13 protein-coding genes, 2 pseudogenes and 1 CRISPR repeat array are annotated in these 19,400 nt (G+C 65.1%); of the genes and pseudogenes, 10 read left to right on the forward strand and 5 right to left on the reverse strand.

Annotated features, from left to right (window positions below; translation table 11 throughout):
* The first annotated feature begins 514 nt into the window (after positions 1-514).
* Positions 515-2,308, forward strand: coding sequence for an IS481 family transposase (locus tag AB0C30_RS15285; protein WP_357944569.1), 1,794 nt, complete (start codon positions 515-517; stop codon positions 2,306-2,308).
* A 168-nt stretch (positions 2,309-2,476) separates the two neighbouring features.
* Here AB0C30_RS15285 and AB0C30_RS15290 read toward each other — a convergent pair.
* Both AB0C30_RS15290 and AB0C30_RS15295 read right to left on the reverse strand, forming a co-directional pair.
* Positions 2,477-2,951 (reverse strand): annotated as a pseudogene (locus tag AB0C30_RS15290) (NUDIX domain-containing protein).
* Positions 2,952-2,978: 27 nt separating this feature from the next.
* Positions 2,979-3,218 (reverse strand): winged helix-turn-helix domain-containing protein, encoded by a 240-nt coding sequence (locus AB0C30_RS15295; protein WP_357943637.1) that lies wholly within the window; start codon positions 3,216-3,218, stop codon positions 2,979-2,981.
* A 140-nt stretch (positions 3,219-3,358) separates the two neighbouring features.
* Between AB0C30_RS15295 and AB0C30_RS15300 the strand changes: the two genes are divergently transcribed.
* Positions 3,359-3,568: a hypothetical protein gene (locus tag AB0C30_RS15300; protein WP_357943639.1), complete on the forward strand. Its 210-nt coding sequence runs from the start codon at positions 3,359-3,361 to the stop codon at positions 3,566-3,568.
* Between the two features lie 694 nt (positions 3,569-4,262).
* Here the strand turns inward: AB0C30_RS15300 and AB0C30_RS15305 are convergent.
* Together AB0C30_RS15305 and AB0C30_RS15310 are read right to left on the reverse strand one after the other, a co-directional pair.
* Positions 4,263-4,517: a hypothetical protein gene (locus AB0C30_RS15305; protein WP_357943641.1), complete on the reverse strand. Its 255-nt coding sequence runs from the start codon at positions 4,515-4,517 to the stop codon at positions 4,263-4,265.
* Positions 4,518-4,696: 179 nt separating this feature from the next.
* The gene (locus AB0C30_RS15310; RefSeq protein ID WP_357943643.1) at positions 4,697-5,908 is read right to left on the reverse strand and encodes a hypothetical protein; all 1,212 of its coding nucleotides are present in this window, start codon (positions 5,906-5,908) and stop codon (positions 4,697-4,699) included.
* A gap of 522 nt (positions 5,909-6,430) precedes the next feature.
* On the opposite strand from AB0C30_RS15310, the pseudogene AB0C30_RS15315 reads away from it, so the two are divergent.
* Positions 6,431-6,583 (forward strand): annotated as a pseudogene (locus AB0C30_RS15315) (transposase); the annotation flags it as partial.
* Between the two features lie 19 nt (positions 6,584-6,602).
* Positions 6,603-7,580 (forward strand): IS701 family transposase, encoded by a 978-nt coding sequence (locus tag AB0C30_RS15320; protein WP_357943645.1) that lies wholly within the window; start codon positions 6,603-6,605, stop codon positions 7,578-7,580.
* A 126-nt stretch (positions 7,581-7,706) separates the two neighbouring features.
* Here AB0C30_RS15320 and AB0C30_RS15325 read toward each other — a convergent pair whose 3' ends face one another.
* The gene (locus AB0C30_RS15325) at positions 7,707-9,956 is read right to left on the reverse strand and encodes a restriction endonuclease (protein ID WP_357943647.1); all 2,250 of its coding nucleotides are present in this window, start codon (positions 9,954-9,956) and stop codon (positions 7,707-7,709) included.
* Between the two features lie 526 nt (positions 9,957-10,482).
* A CRISPR array of direct repeats spans positions 10,483-11,303; the repeat unit is 29 nt; unit sequence GGGACCATCCCCGCACGCGCGGGGAGCAC.
* Between the two features lie 240 nt (positions 11,304-11,543).
* Here AB0C30_RS15325 and cas3 point away from each other — a divergent pair.
* The 6 genes from cas3 to cas6e are packed head-to-tail and all read left to right on the forward strand — an operon-like array spanning position 11,544 to position 19,397.
* Positions 11,544-14,465 carry a CRISPR-associated helicase Cas3' gene (gene cas3 / locus AB0C30_RS15330; RefSeq protein ID WP_357943649.1) on the forward strand — a complete coding sequence of 974 codons (2,922 nt, stop codon included), beginning with the start codon at positions 11,544-11,546 and terminating at the stop codon, positions 14,463-14,465.
* Positions 14,455-16,158, forward strand: a complete 1,704-nt coding sequence (casA, locus tag AB0C30_RS15335) for a type I-E CRISPR-associated protein Cse1/CasA (protein ID WP_357943651.1) — start codon at positions 14,455-14,457, stop codon at positions 16,156-16,158. Before cas3 ends, casA begins: the two co-directional genes overlap by 11 nt.
* A complete protein-coding gene (gene casB / locus AB0C30_RS15340; RefSeq protein WP_357943653.1) occupies positions 16,155-16,808 on the forward strand; it encodes a type I-E CRISPR-associated protein Cse2/CasB in 654 nt (217 codons plus the stop codon). Before casA ends, casB begins: the two co-directional genes overlap by 4 nt.
* Positions 16,808-18,007 (forward strand): type I-E CRISPR-associated protein Cas7/Cse4/CasC, encoded by a 1,200-nt coding sequence (gene cas7e / locus AB0C30_RS15345; protein WP_357943655.1) that lies wholly within the window; start codon positions 16,808-16,810, stop codon positions 18,005-18,007. Before casB ends, cas7e begins: the two co-directional genes overlap by 1 nt.
* Positions 18,004-18,708, forward strand: a complete 705-nt coding sequence (gene cas5e / locus AB0C30_RS15350; protein ID WP_357943657.1) for a type I-E CRISPR-associated protein Cas5/CasD — start codon at positions 18,004-18,006, stop codon at positions 18,706-18,708. Before cas7e ends, cas5e begins: the two co-directional genes overlap by 4 nt.
* Positions 18,708-19,397 carry a type I-E CRISPR-associated protein Cas6/Cse3/CasE gene (gene cas6e / locus AB0C30_RS15355; RefSeq protein WP_357944571.1) on the forward strand — a complete coding sequence of 230 codons (690 nt, stop codon included), beginning with the start codon at positions 18,708-18,710 and terminating at the stop codon, positions 19,395-19,397. Before cas5e ends, cas6e begins: the two co-directional genes overlap by 1 nt.
* Positions 19,398-19,400: the final 3 nt, after the last annotated feature.

The following is a 19,400-nucleotide window of genomic DNA, read 5'->3' on the forward strand; positions in this document are numbered from 1 at the left end:
ATCGAGACCCTAGCCCTCAGTCCGGAAGGTATGTTGTTGATCGGCACCGTCTATGCGTTTGCCAGGCAACTGCTCCGCTATCTGACCACAGTTCGAAGGGACGATGGTCACACGCGCAGAGTGGAGGCGGCGATACGCGACACCAGGTCCGAGCATCGCGTGGCGGTGGTGCGAGCATGCATGGTGCTCCGGGGCATGGGCCAGGACGACTCTGCCCCGAAGGGATAGCTAGCGCGGCTTGGGTTACCCCTGGGCCATCGCGTGGGCGGCGCTCGCCGCGACCGGCCGAAGAGCCGCAGCGCGGTGAGCGACCGCCCGACGCGGCGGGCCGTCGGGGGCGGACCGCCTTGAAGCCGTAGAGAAAGTTCTCATCCATTCGACCTTGATAGTCTGTCCTGTTCCGGTTGATGCTTGACACCTGAGCTTCGGTTGATGCTTTACACCCCTTCGGCTGACCTGCGTTCCTGGGTGATCGGTTGCGATCGTTTGGGAGGCCGGGTTGGCGCTGGTGGAGTTGAGCGTCGTGGAGCAGCGGTATCGCGCTGTGCTGGAAGTAGAGGCGGGCTGTGCGGTGGTCGAGGTCGCCGAGCGGCATGGGGTGTCGCGGCAGTCGGTGCATGCGTGGGTGCGCCGGTATCGGGCCGGCGGTCTGGCGGGGTTGGCTGATCGGTCGCATCGACCGGCGGGGTGTCCGCATCAGACGGCGGCCTCGGTGGAGGCTCTGGTGTGTGAGCTGCGCCGATCGCATCCGCGGTGGGGTCCGCAGCGGCTGGCCTATGAGCTGGAGCGGCGCGATGTGACGCGGGTGCCGTCGCTGGTGACCTTGTATCGGATTCTGGTGCGTAACGGGCTGGTGGTGCCGGGGCAGCGGCGTCGGCCGCGCTCGTCGTATAAGCGCTGGCAGCGTGAGCGGGCGATGGAGTTATGGCAGCTGGACATCATGGGCGGGGTGATGCTGATCGACGGGCGGGAGTTGAAGCTGATCTCGGGCATCGACGACCATTCCCGGTTCATCGTGATCGCGCAGTTGGTGAAGCGGGCGTCGGCGCGGGCGGTGTGCCGGGCCTTCGCCGGGGCGCTGCGGAGGTTCGGGGTGCCGGAGGAGGTGCTGAGCGACAACGGCAAGCAGTTCACCGGCCGGTTCACTCGGCCGCGGCCGAGTGAGGTGCTGTTCGAGCGGATCTGCCGGGAGAACGGCATCACCACGCGCACCACCAAGCCACGCTCGCCGACCACCACCGGCAAGGTGGAGCGCTGGCATCGCACGGTGCGGGAGGAGTTCCTGGACGTTCACGGGCCGTTCGACAGCCCGGAACAGGCGCAACTCGCACTCGATGCCTGGATCGAGGACTACAACACGGTGCGACCGCATCAGGCGCTGGACATGGCCACCCCGGCCACCCACTTCACCGGCCCGGCAGCACAAGCCGACAAGCGCAGCGATGAGGAGCCGGCGCTGCGGCTTCCGGCCGACCTGGCGGCACTGCCCAGCGCACCGTCAACGCCTGGCCGCTCCGCGGCGGCGCCGAAAGCGCCTGCCGATCGCGGCGTGCCGGCGGCCGCGGTGCCGGTGGCGGTGGAGTTCGAGCGCACGGTGCCGCCGAGCGGCAACCTGGGCGCGTGCGGGCGTCAGATCTGGCTCGGCCGGGCGCGCTCAGGACAGCAGGTGACGATCTGGGCCAGCAGCACCACCATGCACGTCTTTGCTGGCGATGAGCGGCTTAAGACGCATCCGGTGACGCTCACCAGGGCCGATCTGGGCCGGTTGATGGCCGACGGCGGGCGGGCGGGGCGGCCGTCTCCGGCCACAGCGCTGTCTGCCGGGCCGTTGCCGGCCGATGTGGTGGTGGAGGTCGACCGGCAGGTCAACAACGCCGGATGCGTCGGCCTGGCGGGCGAACTGCTCAGCGTCGGCCTGCCGCTGGCCGGCAAACGGGTGACACTGCGGATCGACGCGCGCACCGTCCAGGTGATCGCCGACGGAGTGCTGGTGCGCACCAAGCCGAGCCCGCTGGCTCCGGCCCAGCGGGGCCGGCTGCACGGCGTCCGCTTAGCGAGCAAACCCCCCGCCGCCGCCGATGCCTTTCCGCAGGTGCAGCGGGTGGTGTCCAGCAACGGCAGCCTCAAGGTGGCCGGCTGCAAGGTCCAGGTCGGCCAGGTGCACCGGGGCAAGGTCGTCACCGTCGTCCTCGAACAGAGCCAGCTGCGGGTGCTGTTCGAGGGCGAACTGCTGTCAGTGCATCCGCGCACCATCGTCAAGGAGGTCAACCGGCTGCGAGCAAGCGGCCACATCGACTACGAGATCTAGGCACGGTGTAAAGCATCAGCCGATGCCAAACCGTCAAACATCAACTGAAGGTTGACATCGACCTTGATAGTCTCTGACCTGGTCTTTTGTGACGATGCAGTCCGGACTCAGTATCGGATGATGCTTGCTTGACGTTGGCGCTCGGAGTGGGTGTGGTGGCCTTGTACTTCAGCCGATGTACGGTTCGTCCCCGTTGAGGTAGTGGTTCGATCCGCAGGCGCATTGACCGGTCCATGCGGTACCGCGCTGCTTCGCCTCTCGGCACCCATCGGACCTCGCGTGACTCCTGGCTGGGTGTCGGTTCGCCATTGATGGCTCGGGCCGTCAGGACGATGGAGAACTCTTGCCGAACCTTGCCATCACGCGTGTAGAGGATGACGTGCTTGGGATCGCTGTACGTACCGACGAATCCTGTGATCTCGCAGCTGACTCCGGTCTTTTCCAGCGTTTCCCTGATGGCAGAGGCTGGGATCGACTCGCCGAGGTCGATGGCTCTGCCGGGTAGAGCCCAGCTGCCGTTGTCGGGGCGGCTAATCAACAGGACGTCGCCGGAGACATTGGTGACCACGACGTTGACCGAGGGCGCGAGGCTGTTTGCGCCTGGTGCGTGGGGGCCGTCGTAGAAGTCGCTCCTGCCGGCCACGAGCGCGGGCTTGGCCCTGGTAGGAGCTCAGGAGTCCGTGGAGTCGGTGGGGCTGACGAAGCTGCCGAGGTTGGGCACGGTGTAGAGCAGGCCTTCTTGGCGGAGTTGGTGGATGGCTTTGCGGATGGTCTCGCGGGCTACGCCGAACTCCTGGACGAGCCGGACCTCGGACACCAGGTGCTTGGTCGGGTATTCGCCGCTGGTGATGCGCGTGCGGAGCACATCGGCGATCTGCTGCCAGCGGGGCCGGTCTGGCTCGAAGTCCATCACGTATCTAAGGGTAGAAAGGGGGCTCCACCCCCCTTCACTCGCCTCTCGGGATCTATTGAGACCCATCGCCGTCCCCTTGGATCTAATGGGATCCCTAGGGGTAGACAGGCTCGCGGTCGCGCTTCTAGCCTGAAGCCATGTCGACGCCCACCTATGACCTCGACGCGCTTCGCGTCACGTTCCCTGACTGGTCGTTCTTCCGCAGCGACGCGGGCGTGTTCTACGCGACCAGGCGTGGGGTGGGGCTGCGTAACGCGGAGATTGACGCGGGCCTCCAGCAGACAGTGAGCGCCGATGATATGGCGACGTTCGTAGCGCTGCTGCAAGAGCAGCGGGCCCGGGGGTGATGTCGTGGCGGCCTCGAAACTCGTGACGGCCTATCACGCCTGCACACTGCTGCTCCGCAAACGGAGGCTGAGCCGGTTGAGTGGGAGCAGAGCCAGCCACGTGCCTCGCGAGTGCGGATCCGGGAGCACACCTGTATCTGTCGGCGTCCTGTCTTCGAGCTGTGTACCGCGGGCGGGTTGTGGTTCGTCCGGCGGATCTCTGGTGGACGAACCTCAGAGATCGTCGAAAGTACGTGGATGACCGCCAAGGCCGCCCAAGACCTGTGGTTGCGGATCTTGATTGGTCAGGCGGTATGACTCGGTGCCGGCACTTGCCAGGCAAAGAAACCGCTGGCAATGCGCCGTGCCGCCTCCTCGGGTGTCGTCTGGTCGGTGCGGATGCGCAGCGGGAGATGTCGCCGTCGTGGGCCTGGAGGTCGGACAGCGTTTCGTCCCAGGCTCGCAGGCGTTCGCCCGTGTTGTGGTCGCCTCGTTGGTGGGACCGTTGTTCGCAGATCTCGCGAGGTATCCACAGCAGGGTGACCCACCACGGGTGGGATTCCATGAGGCGCCGGATGTCGGGGACGTTGCCTATGTGAACGATGGGCACCTGTCCGGCCTGGCTCAGTTCCTCGACCCTGTGGGGGTCGTCGGCATAGGTGTTGCGGTAGCGGTGGGTCTCGACCAGCAGCGGCGTCCTGCGCGGGAGCCTGCTCTATCCGCTGAACCTTTCTCGGAAGCGTTCCGTGACCCGCTCCGCTTCGGCCTCGCTGAGCTCGACCAATTCGACGCTGGATTCGCCTCGTCGCCAGTCCCCGATGACGCTGCTGTCATGCCATTGCAGGTCTCGCCGGAAGGTCTCCTCGACGATCCCTCCATCCGGGAGGATACGTCGCCTCGCTAGCCCGCCTGGGTTTTCCCGTGAGTCGCCCGAAAGCAGCAACCCGTAGTACGTGACCTGCTCTTCCACGGTCAGTTCTCCTTGTTCACGTGGGGGATGTCGCGGACTCCTTGCGGCTCTGGCACGGCCTCGAAGATCTGTGCCTCGTACTTCTCCAAGCGTGCCTTGTCCTGAGCTGGCAAGTTGTTCTTGTACTCATATATCTCGTGGGTAACCTCCTTGGCCCAGAGGCTCGACGGCGTATGCATCTACACCTCGAACAGCTGCCCATCAGGCCCGCGCCACCGTGTGTTGATGCCCTTGTACTTCGATGAGTCACTCCAGGACGGCTTCTGCACGACCAGCTCGAACCCTTTCCCCTCCAACGCCGCCTTGGCGTTCGCGACACCCTTGACGTAGCGATCGTCGGTGAAGGTAAACGTGTAGCGGATCCCATCGTGCATGCCCGTACGGATGAGTTCCTCGGCGGTGCGGTCGGGGAAGTCCGCCATCAGCTTGGCCAGCTTCTCCTTGAAGCGGTCGGGGCCTTTGAGGACGTGGTCCGGGAAACCGGCCATGTCCGCGCGGCCGTCTTGCGCCGCTGCCCGAACGCCCTGCGATATTTGTGGCTCGACAGCTCGCACTCGAGTCAGAGCTTGGTCCGCTGTGACGTTGTCCGCAGGTCCAAGGTCGAGTCCCTTCCACTGCCAGGTACCGTCCGGCGTGATGCGCGCGGGAGCGACCTGTGGCCCGGCCTTCGCTTTGGCCAGCTTGAGCAGGTCTGCGATCTTGTCAAGTGCCCGTGTGGCCTTGCTCGCCCCGGAGGCCGCGCTGCTGCCGCCCGCGGTTGCGGCGGCGATCAGGATGTCTGGGGTGAGGCGGCCGAACGCGCGGTCGGGGTTGCTGATCCAGGTGTCCCAGTCCGTGATGGCCTTAAGAAGCTCGGCAGGGTGTTTCACCCCGTAGATGAGCCCCGTGGCGCCGTCTTGGAGCTGCCGGTCCCAGCCATCGCGGTCGACGAGCTTACGCACTTCGGAGGTTTCCCACACCATGCCCGCCAGGCCGGCCGTACCTTCCCAGGCGCCCTTGGCCATCTCGGCTGCGGGGTTGCCCGAGTTCTGGTCCAAGTCGAAGGCAGATTGCACCTGTTGGCCGAGCCGGTCCCAGAAGTCGCCGACCGTCGGGAGCGGCTTGCCGGGTGCGAATAGTTCGGAGTTGAGGAACACCGGCGCGCCGGGCTGTACCGCCGGGTCGTGCGCCACGAGACGTTCCAGCAGCACCACGCGCTGGTGAATGTCCGGGATATGCTGCCCGGCCCAACCGGCGATCCTCCGGATGGTGTCGGCATGAGTCGTGGCAAGACCCGCGTCATGTAGCAGGCCCCATAACTCGTTCCCGGCGGAGTCCAGTGTGGACTCCGCCTTGCGTAACTCGTCCTGCAAGGCTCGAACCCCGTCGGGGACCATGCCATCGATGTCCACCGGCTACCTCGGTGTCCGGGCGAGTAGGGCACGTAGGTCGTCGACAGCCGACGTACAGGCACTGATCAGGACCTGCCTTTGTGCAGCCAGCTCGGCGCCGAAACGGTCGGCCGCCGGCCCTGTCCAGACGCGCTGGCCCATCAAGCCCACCGCACGGTCCAGACCACCTCTGATCTGGCCGGTCAGCTCCTCCGCCCGTTGTAACGCCTGCTCTATCTGTTGCCTGGTCATCGGCGTACTTCCCGTAGACGTGCGAGTGCGACTGCTCTGGCCGGCAGCTGGAAGGCTTCGATCGACGCTGGGTAGGCGTAGATCTCATTCTGCGTTGCCATCATCCGCGGATCCTCTGGCTATTAAGGTCAGTTATCCCTGAGGTCAACGTGACGATAGGAGGACAGGAGGAACCCGTCTAGGAGAACTGGTGAACGGGCATAGAGCTCATCAATGGGGCGAGCTAGAAGTACTTTGTTAGGTCCTTTTGGCGTAGAGGCTTCGAGGCGATGCGGGTAGTTTCATGCTGCGGTGACCCTTGACGAGCTTCAAGGTCTGCTGCTCGACGGACGGCGCAAATCGATGCAGCCGATGGCGGGCCGCCTGGGGATGGACCACCAAGGGATGCAGCAGTTCGTGACGTCCTCGACCTGGGACATGCGCGCGGTGCGGGCCAGGCTGGCCCGGCGGGCGGTGGAGGGCGGTGCGGCCAGCGGCGTGGGTGATCGACGATACCGGCTTCCCCAAGGAAGGGAAGGGCTCGCCGTGCGTGGCGCGGCAGTACTCCGGCACGCTCGGCAAGGTGGCCAACTGCCAGATCGGGGTCAGCGTGCACGCCGTCACCGACACCGCCTCCTGCCCGCTGGATTGGGCCCTGTTCGTGCCGCCGTCGTGGGACGAGCAGGCCGCCGAGGCCGAGTTGCGCGCGCATGTGTCGGCGCGGCGCGACCGGTGCGGCATCCCGGACGGGGAGCGTCATCGCTCGAAGTGGAAGATGGCCGTGGAGATGCTCGATGTGCTCGCTGAGCAGGGGTTACGGCCGCCACTGCTGGTCGCCGATGCCGGCTACGGCGACAGCAGCCCGTTACGCGGTGCGCTGGACGAGCGCGGCATCGGCTATGTCGTGCAGGTCAAAGGTGATGCCCTGGCCCATTTGCCGGACGCGCGGCCGGTGCCGCGGACCTGGTCCAGGCGGGGCCGGTCACCGAGACGGACCGAGCCCCGCTATCTCGCCACCGCCATCAGCCTGGCCGCGCACATCCAGGCCGTCGGCCCCGCCGCCGCGGTCCCGATCACGTGGCGCGAAGGCTCCAAAGGGGCGATGACGTCGGCGTTCGTCTTCCTGCGGGTACGTCCGGCCGGGCACCGCATCACCCGCCAGGCGGACGGCACCCTGCCGGAAAGGTGGCTGATCGCGCAATGGCCTGCAGGTGAGCCTGAGCCGGTCAGGTACTGGCTGTCCAGCCTGCCCGCCACCACCGGCCTGGCCGACCTGGTCCGCTACGCCAAGATCCGATGGCGGATCGAACACGACTACCGCGAGCTGAAGACCGGCCTCGGCCTGGACCACTTCGAAGGCCGCTCCTGGACCGGCTGGCACCGCCACGTCACCCTCGTCACCGCCGCACACCTGTTCTTGACCACGCTGCGAGGCGACCCAAAAGCGGCTGCGCCGGTCTGACCCTCTACAAGGTCGTCCACGAGCTGCAGTTGCTGCTCGCCACCTGGACCGGCGCATGCCCGACCTGCCATCAACGATTACAACCGCTACACCGCAATCGTCACCTGCAGACCTAACAAAGCACTACTAGGCGCTGTCGGCCAGCTTGTTCATCAGCGCCTCCACATCGGTCCAGCCCCAATGAGTGTCCGGCGTTCGGCGGCGCCCGGCATCTGCGTGTGCGTAGCCTCGGCCTTTGGCTGTCCGTTCGTCGCATCGGGCCAGCATCCGCTCGACCTTTGCGAACTCGTCGTGCAGCTCGTTCTCCGCGCCGTGATCGGAGAGAAAGCTCAGGAGCTCAGTAATCCAGCCGCTCTGGTATGGCTTGGTCTCGTCGCGGGTGCACAGCTCTTGCAGGGTGCTCAGCCCTACGTCAACCAGTCGCTCGATCACGCCGGCAACTGCTGAGGCAGTGAGAAGACTCTCCGCGAGTTGGAACGTCTCGTACGCTCGAGGCCAGTGCTCGCCTTCGAGCAATTCCTCGATCTCGAACAGGAGCACCTCAGCCGTCGCCTCCGCGAACGCCTCGAAATAGGCCTCGGGAATCATGGGGCTCCCCCGCATGTCGCGCGCCAGATTGACGAGATGTGAGGGCCACGATGAGTGGAGCTGATTGTCTGCCCGCTTCATCATGTAATCGGCAAGCGGAGGATACTCGAGGTCTTCGGCCGTTTCGAGGATCCAGCTGAGGTGCTGCGCCATGCTGTAGTCCTCGTCTGAGGGCGAGTCGTATACGGTCTCCATCGTGGTGGTTATGGCGTCGGCGACGGCGCCTGGGCAGGCCTTGAGCCGGTTGAGCAGCGCTTCGGCGTCGTGGCCAGTGGCGACGCTCATGATCTGGATGATCTGGGTGGCGTCCCCGATGCTCGCCAGGAGTTCCGGCAGGCGTGCGCGGCCCAGGTTCATGTGATGGCGCAGGTAGTCGGCGACGGACGGATTGTGAAAGGCGACTTGGTGCTCATCGATGGCGACCATTGTCCCGGCCAGCACCTTCAACGCCCGGCGGAAGAGCCGTCCCTCGTCGGGAAACTCCAGTGCGCGCCGGTACCACATCCAGCACTCTTCCAGTGAGGACAGCTCTGCCTGGCGCTCGAAAGTGAACAGCACCTCCAGAATGTGCACGGCTTCGGCGCTAAGCTCGTTCTCGATAATGTGCTCCCAGATGCGGCGGGGGTCTTCGAGGTTGGCCAGGATGGCGGCCGCAATGTCGTGACCTGCGTACTTGCGCAGCGCGAGGGTGCGATCGATGATCCGCGGATTGAAATGGCGATGCTGGATGATCGGCATCCATACCTGGGGGGCTGCGAAGCGGCGCTTCTCCGCGGCCGGTATAGCGGCGTAGTAGACGTGGTGGTAGAGGATCAGTGCGCGGACGTCGGGTGTCAGGTTGTCGAGGTGCACCACGCTCGTGATGCCGGTGATCTCCTCCTCCGCGAGCCTGCCGTGACGCTGCCGGGCATGCTCCAGGATGTAATCGCGGGTGGTCATGATGAACGCCTTGTCATGCCTGCTTTCGATCTCGCGGAGCAGCGACAAGAGCCGGTTGTCCTCGTTCTTGTTGAAGCTGGGCTCCAGCGTCGTCTGACCGAGGAAGTCGTCATAGAGGAAGAGTTGCGGGACGTCGTCCCGCCATACCTGGTCGATCTCGCCGACATCTTGTGAGATCTCGTAGACCTCGTAGCCGTCCGCGATGAGACCGGCTGCGAGCATGCAGGCGACCGTGGTCTTGCCGACGCCTGGCAGTCCTGTGATGATGCAGGCGTTTCGCTGGTCGAGGGTGCGTCGGGCCTGCTCGAAGCCTTGGTGAGGGACGAAAGTCTCGGCTACGTGGGAGAGCCGCGCCCGCAGCCGCGAGGACCGCACGAACGTGTCTTGGTGGAGCAGCGTCTGCATGACGGCGGTGCTGCTCAGCCAGAGCCGGAAATGCCGCTGCACGATCTCGGGCCTGAGCCGTAACTCCTCGACGATCTGATCGGGCCCGTAGATGTCGCCGGTGGTGCGGACGAACGGAGCCAGTTTCTCCTGTATGGCGTCCTTGCCGTACGTGTTCACGGGGACACTGGTCGCCACGACATAACGGGACGGCTTCAGTATCCGGACCTTGGGCAGTTCCTCCTTCTCCAGCTGGCGGATGAGCTTGGCCTGGGTGCTGCTCGGCCAGTGCTTGCACTGGACCACCACGGTACGGCCATCGGCCGTCGTGTGACGCAGGTCGATGCCTTGGTCGATCCCTCGGGGAAAGATCTCCAAGGGAACGCCGAGTATCTGCGTGAACAGGTCGCGGCATACCGTCTCGAAATCGTGGTCGGTCAGCCGCCCGAGGTCGAAGGAGTCCACTCGTCACCCATCGCTCAAGATCGAACCGTTCGCTGTAAGGCTACTGCGGCGTGGCGGAGTCGCTCAGTCGAAACGTACCCCCGTAGGGGCGGGGCGTCATTCTGTGTAGGGGAGCGTGGTCCTGAGCGGAGTCTTGTACATCGTGTAGAGCCGTAAAGTACCCGGGACCTGGGAAAGCACCGTCAAGATCATCCCGACCATATCCCGGGATCATGGTCCTACGGCCGCATGCGGGTGCTCCCAGTGACCTACCGAGAGCGCTGGAAAGCAAAGACTTGCGGTCAAGAAACTGCAGGTCAGGGGCCAAAAAGCCTGGCGGAGAAGAGTGCCCCCGGCAGGATTCGAACCTGCGGCACCCGCTTTAGGAGTCAGGAGAACAAGAAGCGAGTCTTCGCAGGCCAAGTGGGCAATGCCTCGTTGCTACGGGTCGAGTTGCGCACGTATTCGGCATGATCAAGCTTGCGACGAAGCAACTTAGCCTGTCTGTTGAGGGCGCCAATATAACAGGAGGCGGACGCAAACCGGAGAGAGCATCCCCGCACGCGCGGGGAGCACAGTCGCCCGTTCCAGGCCGGGCAGCAGGCGCGGGGACCGTCCCCGCACGCGCAGGGAGCACGTCACGATGGGAACGGCCCTGAAATGGCCGTAGGGACCATCCCCGCACGCGCGAGGAGCACAGGAACAGGCGTCTGCCGTCAGGATCGAGCTCGGGACCATCCCCGCATGCGCGGGGAGCACACCGGCATCGAGGACGTCACGATGCAGGACCTGGGAACATCCCCGCACGCGCGGGGAGCACGGGATCGTCCACGGCGGCAACCAACTGGCCGTGGGACCATCCCCGTACGCGCGGGGAGCACACCGAGGCGCAGATCCGGTCGGCGCAGGCCTGGGGACCATCCCCGCACGCGCGGGGAGCACGTGTCGGGCTGCAGGGCGGTAGTGGTCATCGGGGGACCATCCCCGCACGCGCGGGGAGCACCGCGTCCCGGGTCGCAGCGATCAGACGGGGGGGGACCATCCCCGCACGTGCGGGGAGCACGCCAAAACGAGCTCCTACACATCAGGAGCGGAGGGACCATCCCCGCACGCGCGGGGAGCACCTCAGCCCGGACAGCTGTCGGCTCCGTTCGCCGGGACCATCCCCGCACGCGCGGGGAGCACTCTTCGGGAGTGCGTCGGCACACCTCGCATCTGGGACCATCCCCGCACGCGCGGGGAGCACAACGCCTTCTACGCCCTGCAAGTGCTGCGGGTGGGACCATCCCCGCACGCGCGGGGAGCACTAGCCGTAGGTAGATGCAAAATCGTTGATCATGGGACCATCCCCGCACGCGCGGGGAGCACTCTGTGTGACCTGCGAGGTTGTCTGCGGCTCGACCCGAAATGGAGCACTTTCTTGGAAGCGGACATATCGGTCATATTTGGTTTTATCAAGTTGGCGACCTAGTCGTCTCAGGCTGCAGCATCGGCGGCCCTCGGGCAACTTGGCTCTGCTGGAGGGCACGCACGACCGTACGTAGTGCACTCCAGTTCTATTACTCAAATGTTGAGATCCCAACCCGGACTATGCCCTTTAATGGCCCCATGCTCGATGAGGGGGCGACTCATGCTCAATTTATTGAGGGTCTGTCGGCTGTAGCTTGCACTGTTTGGGCGAAGCATGATCGGGATACCGATGGATGGCTGCCGTTGTGGCGCCACCTTGCCGATAGTGGCGCAGTGGCTGGCCTGCTATGGGATCGATGGTTGCCACTGCAGGTGAAACGAGTGATCGCTGAGGGACTTCCGGCGGGATTGAAGGACGGTCGTCGGCTGGCGGTGTGGCTTGCAGCCACTCACGACATAGGAAAGGCCAGCCCAGCCTTCGCTTGCCAGGTGGAGTCATTGGCGGATGCGATGCGAGCGGCCGGGCTCGATATGCCGCCGCACAAGGAACTCCTTGACCGGAAGCTTGGCCCGCACGGCCTGGTGGGGCAGATCCTCATGCAGGAGTGGCTGGTCGAGCGATATGGCTGGTCACGACTGGACACGTTGCAGGTGGGTATCGTGGCGGGCGGTCATCACGGGGTCCCGCCGACGTCCTCCGATATCGCAGCGTTGACGGCCCATCCGGACCTGATGCGGACCCCGGGCTCTGCCTCGTTGTGGCGGGACGTGCAGTGGGAGCTTCTTGGTCACTGCGCGCGGGCATGCGGAGTTAGTGATGCCCTGGCCGGCTGGCGGAAGATTCGACTTTCTCAGCCTGCTCAGGCGCTGCTGACCGGCTTGGTCATCGTGGCGGACTGGATCGCGAGCAATCCAGACCTGTTTCCGTATTTCCCCGACGCCGAGCATGTCAGCGACCGGGACCGGGTTGAGTCGGCGTGGCGTGGCCTCGATCTCCCGGAGCCGTGGCAGGCGTCCGAGCCCGTTGGCTCGCCGGAGGGGCTGTTCTCGTCGCGGTTCCGTCTCCCCGTCGGGAGCCGCATTCGTCCGGTGCAAGAGCGAGCGGTGCAGGTGGCACGCGGTATGTCGATTCCTGGACTGCTGGTGATCGAAGCACCGATGGGGGAGGGCAAGACCGAGGCTGCGCTGGCTGTGGCGGAGATCTTCGCCGCTCGGTCGGGGGCGGGTGGCTGTTTCGTTGCGTTGCCGACCATGGCGACGGGCAACGCGATGTTCCCGCGGATGCTGCAGTGGCTGAAGAAGGTTCCTGACGTACGGCTGGAGCCGGGCCGTCGTTCCGTGTTGCTGGCGCACTCGAAGGCTGCGTTGAACGACGACTACGTGGCGCTGATGCGCGCGGGCAGACGTGACGTCCGCGGCGTCGAGATGGACGGCGGCGCTGGTGAGTGGCGGCCAGGTCGTGACCGGTCAGTGGCTTCGGCCGAGCTGGTGGCGCATCAGTGGCTGCGCGGTCGTAAGAAGGGGATGTTGTCGTCGTTCGTGGTGGGGACGATCGACCAGTTGCTGTTCATGGGGTTGAAGAGCCGCCATCTGGCGTTGCGTCACCTGGCGGTAGCGGGCAAGGTCGTGGTCATCGACGAGGCGCACGCCTACGACACCTACATGAACTCCTACTTGGATCGGGTGCTGTCATGGTTGGGCGCTTACCGGGTGCCGGTCGTGGTGTTGTCGGCGACGCTTCCCGCCGCGCGCCGTCGCGAGCTTGCCGAGGCATATGCCGGGAAGACTGCCGCTGGTGTTGATCTCACTGCTGTGGAGGAGGCACGGAGATATCCGCTGCTGACGACGGTGGAGCCTGGCAGCACGGTGGTCGTACCTAAGGCTGTTGCAGCGTCAGGGCGCAAGATTTGCGTCCATGTAGAGCGGTTGCCAGATGATCTGGCCGCATTGGGAAAGCAGCTCGCCCTGGAGTTGGAGGGTGGGGGATGCGTGCTGGTCGTCCGGAACACCGTGGGTCGCGTGCTAGAAACGGCCGCGTATCTGCGCGGACTATTTGGCAACGAGAGCGTCAGTGTCGCACATGCTCGTTTCGTAGATATTGACCGAGCGGACAAAGACGATGACCTGCTGAGACGCTTTGGCCCACCGGAGAAAAGCCACGAATACCGCCCTGTCGGTCGACACATTGTCGTGGCGAGCTCCGTAGCAGAGCAGTCCCTGGACATCGATTTCGACTTGCTGGTTTCTGATCTTTGTCCGGTGGACCTGCTGCTGCAACGGATGGGACGGCTGCACAGGCACGTACGTGGTCAAGAGCAAAGCGATCGTCCCGAACGGCTACGGACGGCGCGATGCTTGCTGACTGGGGCGGACTGGGATGCGGTCCCTGCCAAGCCGGTACGTGGCTCCACGTCGATCTACCGTAATCACGCACTGCTGCGGTCGGCGGCTGTGCTTGAGCCGTACCTGTCCGGGACTGCCGAGAGTGGGCACGTGGTGCGGTTACCTGAGGACATCAGCCCACTCGTCCAAGTCGCTTATGGCATCGACCCAGTGGGCCCCGAGGAGTGGCAGGAGGCTATGGCTCGGGCAGCGGCGAGTGATCAACTGCACCAGGCCAGGCAGGAAGAGGCCGCGCAGGACTTCCAGATCAACGATGTCGGCCGAGCAGGACGCCCTCTGCTCGGTTGGATCGATGCTGGCGTGGGTGATGCCGACGACACCCGCCGTGGCCGTGCTCAGGTGCGCGACAGTCCCGAGACATTGGAGGTACTGGTAGTTCAGCAGCGTTTCGACGGTGTCTGGGTGACGTTGCCGGACCTGTCGAAGAACCGTGGGGGGTTGGAACTGCCTACCGACGCAGTGCCTCAGCCCAGCCTGGCTCGGATCGTCGCGGGGTGCGGGTTGCGCCTGCCTTACCACTTCTCCGACCCCGCTGTTCTGGAGCGAGCGATCGACGAGCTGGAGGCCAACTATGTGCCGGCCTGGCAGATCAAGGAGAGCTACTGGCTGGCCGGTGAACTGATCCTCGTTCTCGACGAAAACTGTCGGGCCCGGCTGGCAGGCTACGACCTGCGCTACACGTCCACCGATGGTCTGGAGGTGACTCGTGCCGAATGAGCCCGCCGCAGGATCGTTTGATCTGACGCGGCAACGGTGGCTGCCAGTGCAGCGCCGTGACGGCAGCGAGGATGAGCTATCGCTTCGCGAGGTGTTCGCGCAGGCAGACGACTTGCGACGACTGGTCGGGGATGTACCGACGCAGGAGTTCGCGCTGCTGCGGCTGCTGCTGGCGATTCTGCACGACGCCATTAAGGGACCGGCCGACATCATCGAGTGGCAGGAGTTGTGGGAAGACGGTCTGCCTGTCGATCGCCTCATGGGCTACCTGGACGAGCATCGCGAACGCCTCGACCTGCTCCATCCTGACCAGCCCTTCTACCAAACGGCGGGGCTACACACGGCCAAGGGCGAGGTGAACGCGCTGGACCGTATCGTTGCCGATGTGCCGAACGGCGTACCGTTCTTCACCATGCGCGGCCGGGGAGTTGAGCGCCTTACGTTCGCGGAGGCCGCCCGGTGGCTGGTGCACGCGCATGCCTTCGACACCTCTGGGATCAAGACGGGCGTGGTCGACGACCCCCGGGTCAAGGGCGGTCGCGCGTATCCACAAGGCGTGGCATGGGCTGGGACTCTGGGCGGTGTCTTCGTCGAAGGAGAGAACCTGAGGCAGACCCTGCTGCTCAACCTAATCGCATTCGATACCGACAACCTGCGCGTCAAGCCTGACCAGGATCGGCCAGCCTGGCGGCGGGCACCCGATAAGCCGGGTCAGGCAGACCCCTTGGAGCTGAGCCGCCGTCCCGCTGGAGTGCGGGACCTCTACACCTGGCAATCCCGCCGTGTCCGGCTCGTCCACGCTGGGCAGGTGGTGACTGGGGTGATCCTCACCTACGGCGACCCGCTCACCCCGCGCAACAAGCACCAGCATGAGCCGATGACTGCCTGGCGGCGTAGCCCTGCACAGGAGAAGAAGCTCAGTCTTGCCCAGGTCTACCTACCACGCGAACATGACCCCAGCCGCAGTGCCTGGCGAGGCCTGGGGGCTCTGGTCGCTGGCAGGGCAGCCGGTGCCGAGCAGCGTGGTGAGGCCGCGGCCGTGGTTCGTCCCCGGATTCTCGACTGGGTCGCCCGCCTGACCGTCGAAAGCGACCTGCCGCCGGCGTACCTCATCCGTGCGCGCCTGATCGGCGCCCTGTACGGCACGCAACAATCGGTCATCGACGAGATCATCGACGATGCGGTCACCATGCCTGTGGTGCTGCTTCATGCTCTCGACCGCCGTCTTGGTCAGGTTGCGATCGACGCGGTCGCCGATGCGGAAGACGCTGTCACCACTCTCGGTGATTTGGCAGGGGATCTGGCCCGCGCCGCAGGTAGCGATATGGACTCGCAGAAGGAGGTCGCACGGCATCAGGGCTTCGCCTTGCTAGATGGAGCGTTCCGCACATGGCTAGCCAAAATCTCTCCGGATGACGACGCCCACGAGCGCCGAGCGGCATGGCAGAGGCAAGCACACGAGATTATCAGCCGTGTCGGCAACGATCTGCTCCGTGCGGCGGGGGACGCTGCTTGGGAAGGCCGGGTCATCCAGACGAAAAAAGGTCAGAGCTTGTGGTTGACGGCCTCACATGCTGACCTGGTCTTCCGCGCCCGGCTGCGCTCCGCCCTTCCAGCAGCGGCATCAGAAGGCCGTCGGCCCGTTTCGCCGGACACCTCCGAACTTCCCGAAACCGCGGAGACCACATCATGACCTCACCCTCCCTCGAGGCGGTGACTGCGCGGCGTCCGGTCGCTGACCTCGTCCGCGACATCGCCTCTGCCTATATCGGCGAGCTACAAGACGGCTACCTGCGCGATCGCAGTGCCTCCGTCGCCGCACTGGCACAATTGCGACGCGGTGCCGGCAAGCTTCCTGACGAGGTACCTGAGCTGTGGGGCATGGCCGGGACTGAGCGGCTCTACAGCGAACAGGGCCTTTCTGAAAAGGAAGCCCTTAAAGCCGAATTCGCGCTGTTTTCAGCCATCACTTTGTACTCACTGCACCAGCAGTCCAAGTCCGGCCAGCCGATGCACCGGCCCCAGGCAGAATTGGGCGCGGCTGTGCGCCGCCTCATGCCTGGCGGCGTACTGGATGAACCGATCCGTCGCCGCTTCGTTCGCCTCGGCACCGCTTCCACACCGCAGGCGCTCGCGTACCGGCTGCGCGAAATCGTCATTCTGCTGCGCGGCCAGTCGATCCCGCTCGGTTACGGGATCTTGGCTCAGCAGCTGTACCAGGCGCAAGATCCCGATGGGCTGCGCCACGTCCGGCAGCGCTGGGGGCGCAGTTTCCACTCCTACCGTCCCCCCACCCCGCGCACCGACGCCGACACCATCGCTTCCCCCGACAAGGACACCTGATGACTCGGACCATCCTCGAAGTCCACGCGCTGCAGACCGTCCCGCCAAGCTGCTTGAACCGTGACGACACTGGTACGCCCAAAACGGCGGTGTACGGAGGAGTCCTCCGTGCCAGGGTCTCCAGCCAGGCGTGGAAGCGGGCGACCCGGCGGGGCTTTCACGACCTCTTGGATCCGAGCGAACTCGGCGTACGCACCCGGCGGGTGGCGGAGCTGCTGGCCGAGCGCATCCGAAAGCTAGACGGATCGATCACGCAAGCTGACGCTTGGGCGCTGGCTGCGGAGACGATCCAGACTGCCACCGGCTCCAAAATCGAAATTCCTAAGCGGAGGTCGGACGCTGCCCGAGGCGAGGCGGGGCCGGCTCCCGCTCCGGAGTCGAAGTATCTGATGTTCCTGAGCGCTCATCAGCTGGACGGTCTGGCCGAGCTCGCCGTCAAGGCTCATGGCGCCGGCAAGGACTACTTCAAGGACAAAGCCATCAGAGATCAGGCCAAGCGAACGGCCAACAGCCGTCACTCTGTCGACATCGCGCTGTTCGGCCGCATGATCGCCGATGGTGCTGACATCAATGTGGACGCTGCGGCGCAGGTGGCGCACGCCATTAGCGTTCACCGCGTGGACAACGAGTCCGATTACTACACGGCGGTCGACGACTACAAGGAACGCGAAGACGATGACCTGGGTGCCGGCATGATCGGCACCGTGGAGTTCAACTCCGCCACTCTCTACCGCTACGCCGCCGTCGATGTCGACCTGCTACGCCGCAACCTCGGCGCGGGCTTGCGCACCGACGAGCCGGTCACAGAACCCGTCCGCAGGGCGGTTGAGGTGTTCGTTCAGTGCTTCCTCACATCGCTGCCCACAGGCAAGATCAATACCTTTGGCAATCACACCCTGCCTGACGCCGTAGTGGTGAAGGTCCGTGATTCACGGCCCATCAATCTGGTGGCGGCGTTCGAAGAGCCCTGCCGGGCTGATGAGGCGACCGGCGGCCACATGCGCCATGCCTCAGAGGCCCTGGTCTCCTATTTCACTGACATCGAGCATAACTACGGCACCGGAGATGGCGCCCCCACCTGGGTCTTGCAGGTCGGCAGAAACACCGAGGCGCTGACCCGGCTCGGCACCAGCCAGCCGTTGTCGGAACTGATCACCGCAGTCGGCGCGGAAGTCGCACGGAGGCAGGACCAGGCATGAGCGTCCTGCTGATGCAACTGGCAGGGCCGCTTCAATCCTGGGGATCGACCTCGCGCTTCGCCCGGCGATCCACCGAAGCGGCGCCGACCAAAAGCGGCGTGATCGGCCTGCTGGCGGCGGCCTCGGGACATGAGCGCTCGGATGACCTCAGCGATATGGCCGCCCTGCGTTTCGGCGTTCGCGTGGACCAGCCCGGCACGTTGCTGCGCGATTTTCACACGGCACACCACTTCGAGACCGGCGAAGCCGCGCCTGTGTCGGAACGGTTCTACCTGGCCGACGCGGTCTTCGTGGCAGCGGTGGAAGGTGATGACCAGCTCATCGACAAGCTCCATCAGGCACTGCGCGCGCCGGTCTTCCTGCCGTACCTAGGACGCCGCTCCTGCCCGCCGTCCCGGCCCGTGAACCTGTGCATCCGCCAGGGACTCTCCCTCCTGGAGGCGCTGAAGAAGGAACCGTGGCAGGCTGCACGCTGGTACCAGCTACGACGACGCAATGAACATCGAGTAGACCTCGAAATGCTCATCGAGGCCACCGCCGAAGACGGTCCTGTCGATAGCCTGCGAGATCAGCCCGTGAGCTTCGACCCGCTGCACCGTCAATACCGGCTGCGCGGCGTCCATCGACCGCCGCCGGTGAGCGTCGTCAACCCCGCCGCCCGTCCCGTCCACGACCCCATTGCCGCTCTTGGGAGCGCATGATGTTCCTGACCCGGTTTCGCTTCAACACGGCCCGGCTTGGTGCCCGGCGTCTGCTGTCATCACCGCAGCGCCTGCACGCCGCGATCATGTTCGCTTTCGCTGAGCCCTTGCCAGATCAGAACGACGGCCCCAGAGTTCTCTGGCGGATCGACCGCAATAGCCGTGCGGAAACCTATCTCTACATCGTCAGCCCTGCCAGGCCTGACCTCACGCATCTCGTTGAAGAAGCCGGATGGCCAGAGACTGGGCGCTGGCAGACCCACGATTACGAACCTCTGCTGTCACGGCTGGCCAAGGGAGATACCTGGGCGTTCCGGCTGACCGCCAACCCCGTTCATAGCATTCGCCGGACTGCTGACGAGCCCACAAAGGTCACCGCGCACGTCGGCCGTAGCCACCAGGCGGACTGGCTCCTCAAGCGCCAGGAGAAGGCTGGATTCGTGGTTATCAGTAAGCCGCCGGAGCAGCGCCTACACAGCGAACTCGACCAGCACGAGCTGGTGATACACGACCGGAGGCAGCTCGACTTCACGAAGGCCGGCCAGCGGCAGCCCGTGACCCTGGTCACCGTCACCTTCGACGGCCGGTTGCAAGTGACAGACCCCGATGCGCTACGCCATACCCTCACTCGCGGACTGGGCAAAGCGAAGGCGTACGGCTGCGGCCTGATGACCCTTGCTGAGGGATGAACC

Source organism: Nonomuraea sp. NPDC048901, from assembly GCF_040649695.1.
GTDB lineage: Bacteria > Actinomycetota > Actinomycetes > Streptosporangiales > Streptosporangiaceae > Nonomuraea.

What these genes read in the sequence shown, in the direction of transcription:
- AB0C30_RS15295 (WP_357943637.1), bottom strand. Translation starts at nt 3,218, where the DNA reads ATGGACTTCGAGCCAGACCGGCCCCGCTGGCAGCAGATCGCCGATGTG.
- AB0C30_RS15300 (WP_357943639.1), top strand. Translation starts at nt 3,359, where the DNA reads ATGTCGACGCCCACCTATGACCTCGACGCGCTTCGCGTCACGTTCCCT.
- cas3 (WP_357943649.1), top strand. Translation starts at nt 11,544, where the DNA reads ATGCTCGATGAGGGGGCGACTCATGCTCAATTTATTGAGGGTCTGTCG.
- casB (WP_357943653.1), top strand. Translation starts at nt 16,155, where the DNA reads ATGACCTCACCCTCCCTCGAGGCGGTGACTGCGCGGCGTCCGGTCGCT.
- cas7e (WP_357943655.1), top strand. Translation starts at nt 16,808, where the DNA reads ATGACTCGGACCATCCTCGAAGTCCACGCGCTGCAGACCGTCCCGCCA.
- cas5e (WP_357943657.1), top strand. Translation starts at nt 18,004, where the DNA reads ATGAGCGTCCTGCTGATGCAACTGGCAGGGCCGCTTCAATCCTGGGGA.
- cas6e (WP_357944571.1), top strand. Translation starts at nt 18,708, where the DNA reads ATGTTCCTGACCCGGTTTCGCTTCAACACGGCCCGGCTTGGTGCCCGG.